Origin of the sequence: Natrinema salifodinae (assembly GCF_900110455.1) — an archaeon.
GTDB classification, from domain to species: Archaea; Halobacteriota; Halobacteria; order Halobacteriales; family Natrialbaceae; genus Natrinema; species Natrinema salifodinae.
Map to the genome: position 1 here is coordinate 86,828 of NZ_FOIS01000002.1, position 17,339 is coordinate 104,166.

Genomic DNA, 17,339 nt, shown 5'->3' on the forward strand with positions numbered 1-17,339 from the left:
GTTCGACCGTGTCGGAATCTCCGTGTAACCGAGGCTGACGAAGAGGTTGAAAAAGCATTGCTGGGGTATCGTAGACCGCACACCATTTCCCAGAGTCGGAATGAAATCGCGTTTCTCTCAGCCAATTCATAATCAGATATCAAGATCCCGCTCAACCACCTCCAGTCGCATCCGTACTGGTTCGCCTTCCTCAGCGGCCTATCACTCGGTGTGTTCGAACGCGTTCTGTACATTATCGTCAAAGACGCGTCTCTCTCCTGGATTCGTGGTAGCGCCGTGGATGCATACGTTGAACGCATTACTCATCGCCGGGCTCATCTTCCGGTCAGCTGATAGTCTTGAGGGATACCGATTCTTCGGACAGTTGCTCACGGTCACGGTGCTGGCGATGGCTATCCATGTATTTTTGGAACACGTGGGGTGTAGTCCTGGTTCATCAGGCCTTCACATGACATATAACCACCCAAACCCCGGTAATGCAGTGCTGGAAACTACCGAAGATTGTGAATGCTAGGTAAACTCCGACCTACCCGGACCACGGTAATTCCAGTGATCACAGAAGCTGACTAACCGCGTAGATGGAGATAAGGAGGTAGGGGATAGCGAGTACGCCTGGAATTTTTCGCTCTACACGAGTATGAGTGATGTAGGTCCGCCAGTTTTGCCCTTCGTCAAGGACCTCCCATTCGTCATCGAACGGTTCCGCCGGCAGGTCTTCCTCCATCGAAGTGATGACTTCATACTTCCCGCTGTTCAGTTGCTTATACGAGACGATACTGAGATACCAGAGGACGCAGAGTGCAAATCCGAGTAAGCCGGCGAGAAGTAGTCCGGCCTCTTCGATTATCTGGGTATCAGCAAGCACGGATAGTATGGCGAGCGTCCCGGAGAGTAGAAGGACGTAAAACCGGTTGTTCCGCATCCGTCGGTTGCTGACGTTCAGCGTCGTGTTCACGTAGGTGGTGTACTGGTCGATCACCTCAGTCCGATCAGCATCGGAAGAATCATTTTCATCCATCATGTTGCGTGCTGTTCAATTGCATTCAAGATTGCAGTACCGTCAGCTTCGACAAGTTCGGTGGCATGTTCCTGAACTAACGCCGGTACGCGGTCATTCTCCGCGGGAATCACCCCGATCATAGGCTTCTCCATCTCGTTCGCCATCTCGATCTCCTCTTGAATCCAATCGCTGTGTGCGACGTACATTCCAGCCAGTACGAGCACGACAGAGGTTGATCGCATCTGGTCTCGGATCTTCTTCCGGAGGTGGTTTGGGAGCTGGGCGTCGATTGGATTGTCCGAGGACACGCTATGGTCGAAGTACTCGAATCCGTAGGCGTCGTCGAGGAACTCCTTCACCTCTGTAAAATGGTTCTCGTAAGTCCAAGAGTGGCTGATAAAGACTCGGTGGGCTTGTTTTGGATCGGGAGCGGTGCTATTTTGTGAGCCTCCGATTGCTTTCCCGATAGCTGCAGCACCGAGAACACCGAGCCCCAGTGCAGCTAGCCCTTTCAACGCGTTACCGTTCTGGTTCGACTGAGAGGTGGGCTGAGATAGCTGGTTGCCGCTGACTACAGGATTGGAGACAGAGACGCGGTACTGGGCAGGGAGTTCCGTGATTTGAATCTGATCGAGACCCTGCCGGCGTTCATAGACTCCCCAGAGTCCGTCGATTGTGAGCCCTCGCGCTTCAAACCCAGGAGGGATGGGTCCGACCAATTGCTTATCGACAGCGACCGGGCTCGTTGACCGTTTAGCTCGGTCAAAATAGAGTTGCCAGCTCATTATCAAATGGTTGTATTTTCGGGACAATAAACTTGGCCGGATCGGGGTGAAAGTGGACATGTAAGACGGCATACTGTCATAACTGTTTTAAATTTCTATTAGTTATAATTGTCCCTCTGAAGAAGAGTGAATCCAAGTTAAGCTTATCAATGATTACCATACATGTTTAGAAGAATGCCAGAATACCGAAATCAGCATTATGTGCCTCAGTTCTACCTTACCCGGTTCTCTGATGACGGAGACCGAATCAACCTATATAACGTTCAAGCACAACAAGAATTCAATGAACCGATCTCACGTGTTTGCTCACGTAGCTACTTCTACAGCGATGACACCGACGTTGAGATAGCTATCGGCCAAATTGAAGGGTCTCTGGCAGAAGGATTAACTGAGATTATCAACGCGGAAGCCGTGAGCGAATTCCAGGTCCAAGATGACCTGAAACCGAACTGGCTGCAGGTTATGCAGTTTCTCACCTTTCAAGAAGCCAGAACTGCATTATCAAAGGAGGAATTAGAACGTGACAGCGACTTATTCTTCGAGGAGTTCGTTCGAGCGGGTGTCGAAGCGGGCGAACTTGAACCTGAGTACCTAGACAAGGTTCGAGATGGAGAAATCACATTCGAATGGGATCAAAGCCCGCAAATCCATTCAATGCTGTATCAACTCCACTGCGCTCCATTACTCGCGGATCTCTATGGCACAATATTTGTTAATGACACTAGTTCAGCGTTTGTTACAAGCGATCATCCGGTGGTTCGGCACAACCCCTACTACGCTGATGAAGGGTTTTCACAGTTGGCTGGTTGGCAAGCACGAGGTCTGCAGATTTACTGTCCCTTGTCACCAGATCTTTACCTGCTTCTTCACGACCCAGAGTGCTACGATGTCAATAGCCGCCCGGAAGGATCTCTTACAATTAATGACGAAGATGTGATTCAGGAGTTAAATCGGTTACAGTTGGTACAATGTGAGAACAATGTGTTCTATGGTGAATCTGGAAGGCAGGCTGAAATGCAGCAATTACATGACGAGTTAGAGCCGTTCGTAGACCGGGATCGATCTTCACGTGGTGCATTTGAATCCCAAAGCGGCATAGGAGTTTATACCCATATCGGAATTCCTGAGTTTCAGCCGGATCTTCCTTTTGTCACAGAAAATCCCGGAGTGGAATTCACTCCAGAACGAGTTGAGGGCTCACGCAAAGAGCAAGAGAAGTTTTGGGAGGAGCAATTCGGAGACCTCCTTTGATAAATGTTTTCAACAACCTAGTTATAGTATCAAATAACACAGACACAAATTCATTTGAAGACCCGATACGAAGTGAGGACCGGTGATTGCTGAAATCGCAGCGATCCTGTCTGTAATGGGGTGATTCTACTGGTTACTGTTCTACCGGGAGAGCTTAGCAGAGGGTCGCTACGGAATAGAGTGGACGAGAATCCCCCATTGTCACCCAGTCATCCGTGGGTGCGGCGTGAGTGAGTCAAGAAGCACCCCTTCTATCATGAATTGTTGAGCGAGAAGTGAGATTAACGGACAACCCTGACCCGGTTTATCCGAGCATGTGGGTGATTGCCAAGTATGGCAGCAACACTAAGAGGCGAACGAACCGCGACCGTGCACGGTGACACGATCACACCAAGCGACGAACTCCAAGGACTCAGGTGGACGTACGACATCGAGTACGTCGCACCCACCGGCGATGTCGTATAGTTAGAGCGAGAAGACGGCGAGGAGAGACAACTCGTGCCCGAAGGAGACGAGTGGTACATTGCTCCGCGGTCACGCACGCGGCGGCGCATCGCCTGTGTGCGCCGGCGTCGCGGGCGTCCTTGCGGACCTTGGCGTCTCGCGGGCTTGCTTGCATCGCCACCGTCTCCCCCTCGCCACTCAAATACATTCCACGGCACAGCGTTCTGCGATACGGTCACTCGCCCGCGCTGTCCCGTAGGGGTCCCCCGGTTCGAACCCGCTCCCGCATTAACAGTTGACATGGTAGCGCGCGCCGGGTTCGGGATCGGTCTACTCAATAACGCGAAACGATTAGTCGCACCGCGTTGACCGTCGGATCATGGACATGGTCGTCACACTCACTGTAGCCCTCACCGCGATCGCCGCGGTCCTGACGATCGTCGGTGTTGCGTCGGGCTCGGTGCTCGGTTTGGCGATCGTCGCTGCTGCTGTGGTTATTGCGGCACAACTCGCTCTTATCGTTCGTAGACGTTGACAACCCACTCGTCGCCGTTGTTCTGCTGTAGGAAATCGCTGATGTCACTCATCTCGATCGCGGCTTCGAAGGCTTCCCGGTCGTCGCGCATCGCGTCGATCACGTCGTCACCAAGTCGCTCTCGCGCTTCCTGCTCGGATAAGTCGCCGCGCCGGTACTTTTCGCACGTAGCAATTTTCTCAGCGTCACTCATCTCCGTCATGGTAATTGGTCACTCGCGGCGGTTGCGGTGTGGTGTGCGTTACTCGTCCTGCTCGTCCCACCAATCCTCCTGATCGATGATCCCGTCCCCGCCGTACCCCGAATCGACTCCATGCGGGCGTATGTCGGTGTCCTCGGTGCTCCCACTGACCATGTAGTCACCGTTGCCGCTGGACCTGGTCAACGGCTCGGGTCCATCGTCGTTGGTCTCGTCGGTGTTCGGTTCGCCGAGATTACCGTCCTCGCCGTCGGTCTCGTTACTCTGATCGACGCCGTCGCCGTCGTATCCGAGATCGACACCGCCGTCAACAATCCCGTCTCCATCCCGGTCGTCCCGGTCATAGCGTAACGGGGTGTCCATGGATCCTCCGTCACTCTGCTCAATCAGTCTCTCGTCCAGCTCCCCATTATCGTCCAAGACGTCGTCTAGGTCCTCAAAATACTCGTTTGATTGCTCCTCCTCTTCGTTATCGCTGTCCTCATCGGCGAGTACGTCGGCTAAATCATCGAACGTCATCACTCCCGACAAACTCACTCGGGTCGTATTACCTCACTGACTGGGATTCTCCCACCCCGTGGGACAGAATAGTGATGTGATGATGGCGGTTACTGGGGGATCTCCTGCAGGGCTTCTTCAACTCGCTCGTCGCCTGCGGTCGCGTCGAGATACCACTCGCGTCGATCGTCGTCCTGGTGGATTCGGGACAGGGTCTGCCGTGTCGTGTTGAGTCCCGTCGCAGCCTGCCTGTATGACTCGCCATCCTCAATGTCCTGCAGCGCGTCGCGGATCTCTAAGTAACCGTCCTCGCCCGGGTCCTCTGGATCGATGACTGGTCTGAGGTAGCCCTGCTCGTTCCATTCGAATCCGATCGGGACCTCCCCTAGCCATTTCCCTTCCCCTCTCGCTCGCTTCACTCCGGAGTTGACGCGGCTGATGAGCTTCCGTCGCTCTTCTTCGGCAACAGCTGCGCTGATGTCTGCGATGAGCTTCCCGGTCCCGTCGGGTCGTACGGTGTCGGTCCACCCGTTAGTGATGTTGACAATCGTCTCGTTGTCGGCTGCAGTCTCGAAGAACTCTTGGTAGATGCTGCCGAGTCTCGCTAACCGGCTGATCTCCCAAACGATGACGCGGTCGTACTCGCCCGCGTCGATCGCGTCGGTGAGTTCGCGGAATTGTTCGCGTTCCGGATCGCTCCCCGATTGTGCGAGGTCTACGTACCAGTCGATCCCTCCGGGGTCGATGTCGTTATTTTCGGCCGATGTCGTCTCGCTGGTGCTCGGAGGTTTGTTTGTCGGTGCTCGCGCGGATGTACGCGGCGGCGTTTTCGCCCGTTGTCGGCCCTTCTCTCACACAGGGTAACCTAACAGTCAAATACGTATAAGTAAGGAAAGTCGTGTACAGGGTCGTCGCAACCTGTACACGGTCAGGTGACCGTGTACGGGGGATTGTGTAGTGATAGTCGAAGTGCTGCAAGGAGTATTCGTGCCTGTCTCCGAGTGCTAAATATTCGCTCACATCACAGTGTCCACGGATTCATCAAACTGCTCAAACCAGTTGCGTGCCTTATCCGGAATGTCGTCAATTGAGTAATGCCCCTTGTTCGCTAATTCTAACGCCTGAACTGCCTCACCTTTGGTGACGCATTCGAAACACAGATCCTCAACAGCTTTCTCTCGCGCTCTATGTGTACTCATCGCCTGGTCATCCCTGAGGGCTTGTCGGAATCGGAGCCAGAATATCAAGTGACGGTCCGCTGGGAGTCTCTCCAGGGTCAGGTCAAGACGGGCAGGTACGAACGGGAATGACGAGACAAGTGCGAGTACACGGAGGTAGGCGCGCCGTCGTAACATGCTGTCGACACAGACGTTTGCTTACTTACCTCTTCCCCTGCTACCTGTTCATGTGTTTTTCTTGCTGTCCTCGAAAACTACTAACGAGGTATTAGTTTCTGGTGGCGTGAGCGGTGCGGTCGAGGTGGGCCCGCGGCGGTCTCGTTGACAATTTCGCAACGACCGAACACCATACGCGACCGCGACTGGGCTCATCCGCCCCACTCTTCGGGACCGACCGAGTCGTGACTGGTTATGCGGGCAGTCGGATCGGGACCTCATCCCGAACGGTTGGACCATCTCATATGGCAGCGTCCTCGTCAATCGCCGAATTATCTGCCGCACACCACGCGGTGAGCGGGGCTTGGTCCGAGTGGTGTGCGGCCTGCTCACGGTCTGAGGGATGGGCCGGGTCCTTTGTCTGATCTACTTTCCGCTGTTCGATTGATGGATCGGCTGTGTCGCCAGTGAGCGTTTGCTGCTTGTCCCGCTCCGGTGGTCCATTGTATTGCGCTTCCGGTCGGAGTAATCGCGTCTCCGGATCTCGCACTGCCCCATCTTGGATCTTGTATTGCCCTGTAGCATCTGCCCCGATGATCTCGTCATCTTCTACTTGATTGAAGATGAACAGCCACAGGTCCTCGGTCGTCTGCCACTTCTCGTCATCGGAGTCTCGAACGATGAGATCGTGATGCCTCAGGTAATGTTTCAGTCTCTCCGACAGTCCACTCTTGCTCCATCTCCACGCGATTCCGGGGGGCGCGAGGTACTGCGTGAGTTCATTCCAGTTTGTGCGGATCGTTGCTTTCTCACCGCGGGTGAGGTTCGAGTCGATCGGCGTAGGAGCTGCCATTACACCTCACCACCACTCGGTAGCAAGCGGTACGCCTCGGTCTCGATGAGGTCTTCCTCAATGGTCATCGATTTGTAGGCGAACACGAGGCGACGCGGGCGGTACATCCCATCAGCCGAGTAGGACCGGACAGCATCCCGACTACGCGTTACCTCAGCATATGATCGGACCTGTCCTTGTTCATCAGCGGACCCAGCATTGTTACCGCTGCTATCGGCAGCATTCGGTCTCTTATTGCTTTTCATCGCACCTGGGGTAAATTCGTGGTTATTTAAAACACCTTGGCCTCTGAGCACTTGAGCAGCCAAGAAAAGCGACAAATCCACCCAAATTACCCCTGACGGCATTCACTAGCCCCTCAAAAATTCAGAATCAATGGGTTACACCGCGCGCGCCAGAACAAATCTGCGTCTAAACGGGCCACCAGAACAATGATCTTTCCAAAACTCGCCACCACTGATACCACGGATATCACACCCCCAGCCGATGATGTAATTAGACGCGGGTGAGTGGGGAGAACCGTGCCACGAGACACTGACGATGACAGTGGAGCTGGTGACGATGCAGAGGCGTTCAGCGATTTAGACGAGGTCCTTGACAATGATGGGAATCTTGATGAGAGTCGTATTGAGCAGAGCGACGGGAGGACCGTGGATTCTCCGCACTATGACAGAGACGACCAAAACAGGTTAGCTAACAGTAGTGTCGATTCCCGATACGAAAGCGATCGGGCTGATTAGCTAGGACAACGACAGCAGCGACGACGAGTAACCGACCGTGATGCAGGGCAGCTTCTCGCTGGGTATGGTCACTGACCGCCACTGAAGCTACTCAAGATCATAATCACTCATCTCCAATCTGCTGAACCAGTTGATCACGGGTAGCCTCAACTATTTCTTGGTCCAATTCTTCGTGATCGGAGGTGCAGATGAAATCGACCACCTCTCGCTCGTGAATTTGATCCGTTACATGACGGCGGGTCAGGGTCGATTCTTCAGCTGGGACACGTACAACTGAGTGAATTTCAAGTCTTCCGAGGGCATGATACCGGACTCTGAGTAGGACTGTCCAGACTGGCGGTGGATAGCATGCGACTAGATCAGCTTTTTCGCTGGCATCACTGACATCGATGTATGTCGTTGATTCGTCCCAGTCCCCAAATCCGTCAGCGACTCGTGTTTGTATCTCCTCCCATGTCCATCGGAATGATGAATTTAAGTCTGTAATGGGAACGAGACAGGGGTGATCGTCTGATTCGGTGGGTGGATCTACTGGAAAAGCCTCGATATCTAATAACTCGATGATCGTCTCTGCTAATTGGTCGATCGCATCCTTATCACTCACCCGCATTAGTCGAACACCGAATTCTCCTGTAACCGTATTCTGTTAGCGCATGATGCCCATTGATGGGAATGACTGAGGGATTTCTGTGTCATCTTTGCTGGAACCTGTGTCGACACGACTGGTGTCCTACTTATATATTTCCGATGTGCTGGCTATGATTGTCCTGACGGATGTGTCGCCAGTCATTTCCATCAAGTCCTGTACCAATGATAGTCAGAGTTTGTGAAGAAAATCCACCACAGAATGTGGTAGCCCGCACAGCCACCACACTGTGCGGGATCAGGGGGCCGTTCACGCGTGGACGGCAGTGTCGACAGACGCGCCTGCTGACTTAAGTCTTAGTAAAGTGAGCGCTCCGAGTTTCCGGTCGAGATCTCTGCAAATCTCTGTTTATACCTGGGTTAGTCAACTCCTCTATCACTGCGATCTTCTAATTTCGAACAAATACTTCTCTGATATGTCTGATTTCTTAGAGGCGCGGAAAGCATATAAGCTACAATTCGGTTCGAGTGTCTTGAAGCACGCCGACGCCGGAAGCATCCAATTAGAAAGCAACAGGATGTGCAACCGGGGCTAACTCTGTGGTACCGTAATCTAGGTACCGTTGTAGAAGCCGTTGCGCGCGGCACCGGCGCGCGTAGCCGAGCGTTGAGCGTGTGTCATGGAGCAAGCAACCCATGTCAGCACGCCAAAACTCGATTAGTCCCTACTGTCAAAGAAGCAGCGGGTCAAAGAAACATCCCCGAGAAACAGTACAGCCCGGAGTACGAATCAAGAGTGGATCCTTCAGAAACACCGTCTCCCTTATCGAGGGATCACGTCTGTTCTCCGACTGTAGCTGGAGAGTTAGCTCACCGAATTTAATTTTTGCAGCATCACTTTCCGCGAGTGTACTCCTGATGGAAGTGCGGGTGCTAATTCACCTAGCTGAACGCTGTAACAGAAGGACTAGAGGGAGCACCCACCCCTGCACTTGCCTCGCCCTACTACTTACTGTTGACAACTACACAACAAACATAACAAATAGGTTACTGATCTGTAGTGGGGTTGGATACACCTTCGCTGGAGGGGGGATGGCAGAATGACTGAGAGGGAGCGTCTGAACCTTCGTGTCCCTCCTAAGGCGAAGGAAGCCTTCGACAATGCGCTAATCGATAAATTCGGAAAAAAGACGCCTTACGGAGGGGTTGAACTCGAACGTGAACTTCGAACAGTGCTTGACGAAGGATCTCTCGCAGAACTACGAGAGACCGTCGAGGAAGTGGCCGAGATATTCGGAAAGGAAAATCGAGAAGAAAAAACTCGGTCACTAAACGGTTCAGGATCCGCTCTCGTACAGTACCGAATTGCAGAGGATGTTCGTACGAGAATCATGAATCTGGCTGAAAATTCCGATTACCGGTCAGCCGGTCGGTTCGTTGGTGACATCATGATGACTTATGCTTTGGAAGATGGCGTGGTTGGTCGTCTCAAGGATAAACTTGAACGAGTAAAGAAAGCTGCTGAGCGAGAGGTAGACTCGACTACTGGTCCTAAAGAGCGCCGAACCAACACAATTGTTGAAGAACTGGCTGGAAAGAGCCAATTTGACCTCTCCGATTTTGACCAAGCCGTTGATGAGGAGGCTCGTGGAATCGGTTCTGGCAAACATGCTCGAAAAGAATACCTTCCACGGGTTCTCAATGAGTTAGGGTATACGTGGTCACCCACTGGTGAAGAGATATTCGTAGATCCGAGCGCTGCTGACATTCCAGATACCCGTGATCCAACCACAAAGCCATATCATCTGATGGACGAGGAGGATAAGCATCTGGCACTGAAGTTTGAGGCCTACCGTAACGCGGTCTTGTTGGGAAGAAAAATATTCACTGTAAGCGATGGAAAAGAGACACTCGACGGAAAACCTGCTCGAAACACCGTTAGCCGCTTTGAGATCCCGTTCTGCAGCGAGATATGTGCCGGTGCTATGCCTCACACTATACCACGTCAACGACTGCCCGCCCATGTTAATACCGGCGTCAGCGCATAATCGCCGGAGTAGGCGGGCGAGCGACCGAGACGAATACGGCGTTCCCTCCCGTGTCAACCAGAGGTGGTCGCTGTCGTCGTACGCGGAGTTCTCAGCGTGCTCGTCCAATCAATGCTTGAGTGCATCCGTGGTGCGACTCGTTAGGCTCGTACGCCAATTATCGTGTTCTTCGATGAATCCTCGCGGGGATACGGAACAACTTGTTATCAAAGTCAACCCATTCCGGGCGGGCGCGAGAGACTTCGACCGGGCGGAGCGCGGCGTCAAGGCTCGTCAGTACGATCGTGGTTTCGCGCCAACTCTCTGTTGCGAGCGTGGCTTCGCGCATGCGGCTCTTTCGCGGCGCGTCAAATAGTCTCGGGGAGAGTCGTCACCACTCGACGAAAATCGTTGGTCGTGGTCCCACTCACACCCGGGGTAATTGGCTTCGAGGTACCGGTAGTACCGAGTGAGTGCTTTCGGTTTTCCCTTTCGGGGAAGCTGGCGGAGGTAAACTACAAAGCGCGGACGTAGCTATCAGTGTTGCCGAGGCCGGGAAGTTTGTGGCAGGATCTGCGAAGGTGGCCCTTGACAGTGTGTTGTAGGATATCAGAATCTAGAGACCGATTAGGTCTCCTGTTAGTCCCCTACTGATTCGCCTGTGAAGTCCTCGGCTCTCTCTTTACCAATATTTACAACCTCTTCCACTAGAGTTTCTGGATCAGCATCATAGAGGTCCTGTGGCGTTTCGATACCGAGATCGTGTAGCTGATCAATGTTGTTTTCCGTAATCCCGTTGAATTGTGTTAGCTCGTCTCCATACTGGTCCTGCATCAGTGCGGTTCGGTCGGTGTATTCGCCATACAGATCTACAATAGAGCTTCTGAAGGATTCCCGTGTATTCTCTCGCTTTTCTGGACCGAGGTTTCCAGGGTCGTAGCCGTCGTCACGTCGCTCATACTCTTCAACGATGGAAAGATCAAAAGTAACTTTAGGACGTTGCTTAAACTTCAGTTCCAATTCTATCGCGTCTGGTGATTCGGTGTCCTGGAATAGGGCCCTGATCGAATTGAAGTAGAAGCCACTATCCAAGCAGTCCTGCACGAATTGATTCTCCCTCAGGCTGCTGCCTTTGAATACTGCATCTGTGATGCCTCGGAGTTCCTCATCCAGTTCTTCCTCAATCTCTTCTTCCTCCTCAAACTCAGTTTCCTCTTCCTCAAGTACGCCAGCACTCTCTCCGCTTTGTTTGATACCTAGCTCAAGCACCTGCTCGAATCTCCAGTCTCCTGGTGTATCACGTAGGAATTTGTTGAACATCTCCACACTGTCTTCTGCGGGGATCGTTTCTAGGTTGAAGTTGACTCTCTTGATTCCAGGTTTTCTCTCGCTGAGCCTCTTTGACTCCCAATCGTCAAAGAAGTCGCTGGCGGCATTGAACTCATCAGCGTACCGGTATTCCTGAGTTCCTTGCCAGACCCCGTCTTCGTCTGTCTGTGTGAGGGAAACAGTAATTGAACGCGTTTGTGTGTTCTGGAGAGGTCGTCGAGAAGGACTACGGTCTTCATACTGTAGATTGATTTCAAATCCATCGTCCGTGTTAACAACACTTTGCACTTCCAGATCTTTGTTCCCATTATACTGGTAGCCTTTCCCCCTGTTCCTTTCCAAATCTTGTATGAGGTCTTCTTCGTCCGCTTCGCTCTCGAAAATGAACGCTGTGGCCTTCTTCCTCTTGTCCTTTTCCAGCACGTCTTCTTTCAGCGAATTCGTACGGTCATACCCGATGTACATCCGGCGTGTGAGGTCGGCTAGGTCTTCTGTTTCGCCGGAATGTACTAGAACGTGCGAATGCCTGCGGAAGAATGCTTGTGCTTTATCACGCCCGTACTTTTCCTCGACAATGGCCTTGTAGTCCTGATCGCTGGGGTATTCGTCCATAGTTAGTCCTCCCTCAGGTCGTCTGCGTATGACTTGTAATCTACCTGCGGCAGTTGGTGGAACTGGAAAGGTGTATCTGGTGGCAGAATACTTCCCTCAAGTTTCTCAACTGCCCGCTCATACTGCTCGTCTTCCTCCTCACCGGCTTCTATATACGAGTAAATCCAAACCTCATCGGCGTCGAGCAATTCGTTGTCGCGTAGCGAATAGTACAGGAATTCCAGACTATCTTTGTCTGTACCAGCGGAATTGAACACAATGCTGACATCCCTCGTCTCAACGTCCTTATTGTTCAGTTTAGTCTTCTGAAGCTTTGCGTAGACGAAGTCAGAGAACAGGTATTCAAAAGAGATAGTACTCCTTCGGTCAGGAGCGGCCCTTGGCTCTTGTAGTGACGGATAGTAGAAGTTGAGATCTCCCTCGATAATGTCCTCGCCGTTGGTGTGCGTTTCCTGAATCTCTTTGTACTTTCTTTGTATGCTGGCGAGACGGTTGAGTTCCCTGTTGCCGAGGATTAGGACGTGGCTGGGACCTCCACCTTTCTTGACTCTGCAGCTTTCCACGTATGCTTGGAATTTTTCATGGTCGTATTCGTCGTCGTTAGTGAAGGCTCCGAGAATAGCTGTGTCCCTTCGCCTGTTTTCGTAGTCGTTCAGTTTCTCCTCAAAGTCTTGGGATCTGGTGGAGCACTCCAGAGCTGTTCGGACCTGTTTTGCATCAGCTTGTAGTGAACTTGGACCCCAACTCCCCCATTGCTTTGACTTGGATTCTACGATGACACCCCTCTCGTCCGCGAGATACGAGTCTTTGTAGGCCATATAGCCGTCAATCCCATGCTGGTCTTTGTCATGTTTTCGAGACTTACAGTCAATGTCTCTTCCACCGCCGATGTACTCCCAGCCGAACTCTTTCAGCAGGGCGATCAATCTCTTCTCGGCCCTATCACCAGTGTTGCGGACTTCCTCACCCATTGTATGCCTCCCGAGTTATTTCCTTTACTTCAGACCACAGCGGTTCCTCGGATTCCAGGCTGGAGTACAGTCGAACGGTACCACTCTGGAAGAATCCGAAAGTGGCCTCTTGTGAAGGTGTCTTGATGTTCGCCCGCAGGATGGTAATGTCGCTGCTATGTGAGTCTATTAGTTCTCGGATACGGATATCCCCAACATCTTTGATAGTGTACGTCCCCGACAGTCCGCCTTCCGCTTCGAAGTTCTGGATTCGTATGCTGGAAACATCGATAGACCATTCCCTGTCCTGCAAATTGGCATACAGTCTGCCTATGGGGAGCTGTGTCTCGGTAATTGGGAAGCTGAAGCCGCTGGCTTCACCAATCCTTGAAATCAACTTGCTGGTGTCGCTCTGGTCGGAAAATATGGAAAGCAAGCCAATGTCAAAATCAAGTTGAAACGGTATCAGTAGTGTCTGCTCTATCTCTCTGTCCACCACTTGCTGTGTAGCTACATCGAAGGTTTCTGTCTTGACAGGCGTTTTCTCCACAAAGTAGCCGTCAATCGCCATATCACCTGATTCGGAGATATTGAATCCGTATGATCGACTCTCGTCAAACTGGAAGTTCTCAATCCCCTCAAAGGCTGCCTGGTAATTTTTTTCGCCTGGCTCTAGTATCGCCAGGTTGGCATTGAAAGGTGATTCGGTGATCACGATGGTGAGCAGTAGCGACGCCTCCTGTATAATTCTTGTCATCAAGGCCGGTGTAGGGGCTCCACGGTACGTTCTCCGGGAGTGCTGACTCGGTGTTGAACCGAATTCGGAAGGTACTGAAAGAAGAACCGGGCGAGACATTCCCGGTGGCAGCAATCGAGACAGAGATGGCTGATCTTGGGAAGGTGACTGGTTTCAACGAGGAGATGATCGAAAACGTTTTGGAGTATACGAAAGGTGGAAGTCGGACGTTCCTCACGCTGACGCTGCTCTACGACCAGATCGACTTCGGGAGTATCCAGTACCATCAGGATCACATCTTCCCGAGTTCGCTGCTGGACGAAGACTACCTTCTTGATAATGGGTTCGATCGGGACAAAGCTAAGGCGTTCGATGCGCAGGCAGATCGCCTTGCCAATCTCCAGCTTCTGACTGGACGGGAGAACGAGGCAAAGCAGGATACACCGTTTGAGGAGTGGCTTGAGAGTCAGGACGAGTCGTTTTACGACCGCCACCTCATCCCGACTGACCCTGAGACACATCGGATAGAGAACTTTGATAGCTTCCTCGAACAGCGCTCTGAACTCATCAGAGATGAACTCCAGTCGGTCCTCGGTCCCGTAGAGCACTGAACTGCGCCGGGATACAAGTGGAGCCCTAGGAACAGTAGATTCCCCTGACGATTAGCTGATACGTGCTGTGTATGCAGCAGGTCCGCTGAAAACGTCATCAAATTAGGCCCAATCTGCTAAAACTCATAACACCCCTCATTTCCGCTCCAAGATGTCTTACCAGCCCCTCTGTGGCCCGATTTCACCGAATTAGTGTTTTAGAATTCTGTTTTGGTTCACGGATGTCGGGTGCGCGGATTCCAAATGAGAATCGCACACTGCCTAGCGGTTTTGCTAATTTGTTAGTTTGAGCGCATTCCAAATGAGGTTATCAAATAAAATATGGGTCACAGCCGCTCCGAACGCGCACACCATGCCAGTGTTGTGTGTAGGTGACAGGGGGTGTGTGAACTTTCACACTAGGCGAACCCCAGTAGATTCCGCTATTCCGTCAGACACCTGGAAAAGATGCTCGGGTTGCAAGATGAAAGTAGCAGCTAAGATAACTCGATAATCCCATCGATCCTACTGTACTTATTGTCCAAGATCTCACGTCCCTTCTCCCTATCTATACCAGCAGTCTCAAGCAATACCGCAAGCACAACAATCCGTACAAGGATCTCAGCCCGAGCAATATCTGTCGTCGAGAGCTCTTCAGGAAGGCTGTGAGCAATGTTATGCCGGACACTCTTAATAGTGCTAAGATTCGAGTCGATATCATATGACTCAGGGAACATCTCTTCATGACGGCTAGTGATATCCAATAGTCGGTCCCCGATAGATGGCTCATTCACAATACTTCGGAACAAGTCTCTCGCCCTCTCCCAAACAGCCACCTTCGGCATCTGCTCCAGCGTAGATTCCCGGAAACGCCTGTACACACTCTTACTCATCGTCTTCTGGCGATCAGGGAAAGCTCTCCGATGATAGGCCTCAAGAGCAAACATCATCGACATAAATTGAGTGTTAACGAACATACTGTCGTTGTATCTGGTGCCGAAGTAGTTGTCATGCAGACGGCCCACTTTACTTGAACTCTCCAACCACTGACCTACTACCTTCTTAAACTCGACATCTTGAAGAGTGAAGTTCATCTGCAACGAGTTCGCATCATCCTGTTCACGGTAATACGGCACATCCCAGTGAGCCGAGTGCTTGGAATCATGATGGCCAAACCGGGCAGAGTATAGGTTTAGGAAGGTGGGGAACACAGCCTCTCCGACCCCAAGTGTAACGAGGTTCTGTAACGGTCTGACATAATCTGAAAGGTATTCGCTGTACGTCAAAGGCTCATCAGGGTAAACGGTGAAATAGACCCTGCCAAGTCTCCCATCGAAAGCAGAGGACATGTCCTCATGCATGTTTAGAATGATGTCAGCATCGTCCGTGGAGAGTGATTCAGTGACAGCAGGGCCAACATCAATATCGTGGTCGCCAGGTGTGGTAACACTTCTAATTCCGGTCCATGTGGCGAGGTTGTTGAATGAGAAAGAGCATTCCCAGTACTTTGAATCAGTATCAACTAATCCTCTCCTGATGACGGTCCCCTTCTCATAGGACTCTGTGGTGAATGAAATATCCCTTGTGCTCATGCTGTCGCCAGAACACATGCAGTTGAGGATGGTAACGTATTCTCCCTCTGTCGTCACGCCAAAGATGTTGACTGGGCCGTCCTCAGTCTCAGCATTGTCATCATGTCTCTCGAACATTCTGTAGAAGCTGCCGAGTAGTTCAAGTTCGACACCGTGTACCGGCGAATAAGTCAGTGTGCCTGCTACAGCCTCGTCAGGGACAAGTTCGTCCTCTTCATCCATTTCCTCCAACCACCACTTGCCCCCGACGTCGATACTGTCCATATTATCTTCTTCTGAGGATGGTTCTAAAAACCCCGTGGAGAAATACCAGAAACCACGAATCCAGATTTTCGGTGAAAAGGCCTTACTGATCGGACTTAGCTGAGATCAGGTATTAGTGATCATACTCCTCAAGGGTTTCAACCTCGATATCGTCCAGTCCTAAGGCGTCCTCCAGGCGATCAAGAGAGACCTACGTGGTCACGGTGTCGTCGCTGACATGGACCTCGTCCCGCATCAAGCTCTTGACAACGGCCAGTTTCTCTACAGTGGCGCCAGGCCCTGTAGCGGTTGAAGTCATCTCTTGAGGCTTTTGTGAAAGACATCGTTGGTGAGTCAGAGGACGATTCGACAATTTTCCAAAGAGCGTACTTGTAACTCAGAAATACGGAACAGTCGGTCGAGATATTGATTTGGCGACTGAGAGCAAGGTATAGAGATGTTTTACTCTCTCGGAATGTGGGGTAAGCGTTTTTGAATGACGACATTCACGCTATCATGTCCGTCGGTTGGAGTCAACTCCACCACTTCATAGGTTTCCTCGTCGTAATCCAGTAGTCGAAGCAAATAGTGCGTGCGAGGATAACATTTCGATTCCTTACCTTCTGAATCGCGGAACAAGATGTGAAACGGTTTTCCAGTACCATCGGGATTCCTGTCTACATCGTAGTCGAAATCGACTGTTATAGCCCTATGGCTCTCCTCAAAGAGTCCTCGGTTATTGAGAAAGAACTCATAGGACCACGCGTCGATCTCGAACAAGGCGACTAAGAACCAGTCCAACGGTACCAAGTGGTGAAATCGATCAATGCCGAACTGAGTTTGTTCAGTCTCAACAGGTTCGGTGTAGTGATGCTCCGTCGTGAACGGTGCGATCGTATCAGGTGGGCCCATAATCAAGCGGATGTACCCCTGCTAAATCAGCGTTGAGAAGGATCTCATCATCAGCTTGAAAATGTAACTGTACCACGGTATGGAGGTGTGGAACGCTCTCGTGTACCTGACTCCTGATCCAGGA

The 17,339-nt window shown here is 51.8% G+C and carries 16 protein-coding genes and 1 pseudogene; 5 read left to right on the forward strand and 12 right to left on the reverse strand.

Annotated features, from left to right (window positions below; genetic code table 11):
• Window positions 1-553 precede the first annotated feature (553 nt).
• Together BMY29_RS05890 and BMY29_RS20400 are read right to left on the reverse strand one after the other, a co-directional pair.
• Entirely contained in the window at window positions 554-1,018 is a 465-nt protein-coding gene (locus tag BMY29_RS05890) for a RipA family octameric membrane protein (protein ID WP_143067659.1), read from the reverse strand.
• Window positions 1,018-1,785: a TIR domain-containing protein gene (locus BMY29_RS20400; RefSeq protein WP_160290105.1), complete on the reverse strand. Its 768-nt coding sequence runs from the start codon at window positions 1,783-1,785 to the stop codon at window positions 1,018-1,020. Before BMY29_RS20400 ends, BMY29_RS05890 begins: the two co-directional genes overlap by 1 nt.
• Before the next feature lie 174 nt (window positions 1,786-1,959).
• Between BMY29_RS20400 and BMY29_RS05900 the strand changes: the two genes are divergently transcribed.
• The 3 genes from BMY29_RS05900 (at window position 1,960) to BMY29_RS20960 (ending at window position 4,015) form a co-directional block, all read left to right on the forward strand.
• Complete coding sequence (locus BMY29_RS05900; protein ID WP_074854652.1) at window positions 1,960-3,036, forward strand: DUF4238 domain-containing protein; 1,077 nt, start codon at window positions 1,960-1,962, stop codon at window positions 3,034-3,036.
• Between the two features lie 333 nt (window positions 3,037-3,369).
• Window positions 3,370-3,501, forward strand: a complete 132-nt coding sequence (locus tag BMY29_RS21585) for a hypothetical protein (protein WP_275041250.1) — start codon at window positions 3,370-3,372, stop codon at window positions 3,499-3,501.
• Between the two features lie 358 nt (window positions 3,502-3,859).
• Window positions 3,860-4,015, forward strand: a complete 156-nt coding sequence (locus BMY29_RS20960; protein ID WP_160290106.1) for a hypothetical protein — start codon at window positions 3,860-3,862, stop codon at window positions 4,013-4,015.
• Here BMY29_RS20960 and BMY29_RS05905 read toward each other — a convergent pair.
• The 5 genes and pseudogenes from BMY29_RS05905 to BMY29_RS20525 all read right to left on the reverse strand — a co-directional run bounded on the left by BMY29_RS05905 (window position 3,996) and on the right by BMY29_RS20525 (window position 8,243).
• On the reverse strand, window positions 3,996-4,208 hold the full coding sequence (locus BMY29_RS05905) for a DUF8065 family protein (RefSeq protein WP_241471295.1): 213 nt from the start codon (window positions 4,206-4,208) through the stop codon (window positions 3,996-3,998). The genes BMY29_RS20960 and BMY29_RS05905 overlap by 20 nt on opposite strands.
• Before the next feature lie 48 nt (window positions 4,209-4,256).
• Complete coding sequence (locus BMY29_RS05910) at window positions 4,257-4,733, reverse strand: hypothetical protein (RefSeq protein ID WP_049990611.1); 477 nt, start codon at window positions 4,731-4,733, stop codon at window positions 4,257-4,259.
• 89 nt (window positions 4,734-4,822) lie between these two features.
• Window positions 4,823-5,567: pseudogene (locus BMY29_RS21700) on the reverse strand (recombinase family protein).
• A gap of 780 nt (window positions 5,568-6,347) precedes the next feature.
• Window positions 6,348-6,899 carry a hypothetical protein gene (locus tag BMY29_RS05925; RefSeq protein WP_049990613.1) on the reverse strand — a complete coding sequence of 184 codons (552 nt, stop codon included), beginning with the start codon at window positions 6,897-6,899 and terminating at the stop codon, window positions 6,348-6,350.
• Window positions 6,900-7,742: 843 nt separating this feature from the next.
• Window positions 7,743-8,243 carry a hypothetical protein gene (locus tag BMY29_RS20525; protein WP_143067660.1) on the reverse strand — a complete coding sequence of 167 codons (501 nt, stop codon included), beginning with the start codon at window positions 8,241-8,243 and terminating at the stop codon, window positions 7,743-7,745.
• Window positions 8,244-9,324: 1,081 nt separating this feature from the next.
• Here BMY29_RS20525 and BMY29_RS20530 point away from each other — a divergent pair.
• The gene (locus BMY29_RS20530; RefSeq protein WP_143067661.1) at window positions 9,325-10,272 is read left to right on the forward strand and encodes a hypothetical protein; all 948 of its coding nucleotides are present in this window, start codon (window positions 9,325-9,327) and stop codon (window positions 10,270-10,272) included.
• A gap of 618 nt (window positions 10,273-10,890) precedes the next feature.
• On the opposite strand, the gene BMY29_RS05940 is transcribed toward BMY29_RS20530, so the two are convergent.
• Genes BMY29_RS05940 through BMY29_RS05950 form a run of 3 tightly spaced genes read right to left on the reverse strand, consistent with a single transcriptional unit; the run spans window position 10,891 to window position 13,857 of the window.
• Window positions 10,891-12,192, reverse strand: coding sequence for a helix-hairpin-helix domain-containing protein (locus BMY29_RS05940; RefSeq protein ID WP_049990616.1), 1,302 nt, complete (start codon window positions 12,190-12,192; stop codon window positions 10,891-10,893).
• 2 nt (window positions 12,193-12,194) lie between these two features.
• Window positions 12,195-13,163, reverse strand: coding sequence for a PD-(D/E)XK nuclease domain-containing protein (locus tag BMY29_RS05945; RefSeq protein ID WP_049990617.1), 969 nt, complete (start codon window positions 13,161-13,163; stop codon window positions 12,195-12,197).
• Window positions 13,156-13,857, reverse strand: a complete 702-nt coding sequence (locus tag BMY29_RS05950; RefSeq protein ID WP_241471297.1) for a hypothetical protein — start codon at window positions 13,855-13,857, stop codon at window positions 13,156-13,158. The genes BMY29_RS05945 and BMY29_RS05950 overlap by 8 nt, the downstream gene beginning before the upstream one ends.
• Window positions 13,858-14,003: 146 nt before the next feature.
• Between BMY29_RS05950 and BMY29_RS05955 the strand changes: the two genes are divergently transcribed.
• Complete coding sequence (locus BMY29_RS05955) at window positions 14,004-14,489, forward strand: GmrSD restriction endonuclease domain-containing protein (RefSeq protein WP_143067662.1); 486 nt, start codon at window positions 14,004-14,006, stop codon at window positions 14,487-14,489.
• A gap of 476 nt (window positions 14,490-14,965) precedes the next feature.
• Here the strand turns inward: BMY29_RS05955 and BMY29_RS05960 are convergent, their stop codons facing one another.
• Both BMY29_RS05960 and BMY29_RS05965 read right to left on the reverse strand, forming a co-directional pair.
• Complete coding sequence (locus BMY29_RS05960) at window positions 14,966-16,324, reverse strand: ApeA N-terminal domain 1-containing protein (RefSeq protein WP_049990619.1); 1,359 nt, start codon at window positions 16,322-16,324, stop codon at window positions 14,966-14,968.
• Window positions 16,325-16,765: 441 nt separating this feature from the next.
• Window positions 16,766-17,215: a hypothetical protein gene (locus BMY29_RS05965; RefSeq protein WP_049990620.1), complete on the reverse strand. Its 450-nt coding sequence runs from the start codon at window positions 17,213-17,215 to the stop codon at window positions 16,766-16,768.
• Between the last annotated feature and the right edge of the window lie 124 nt (window positions 17,216-17,339).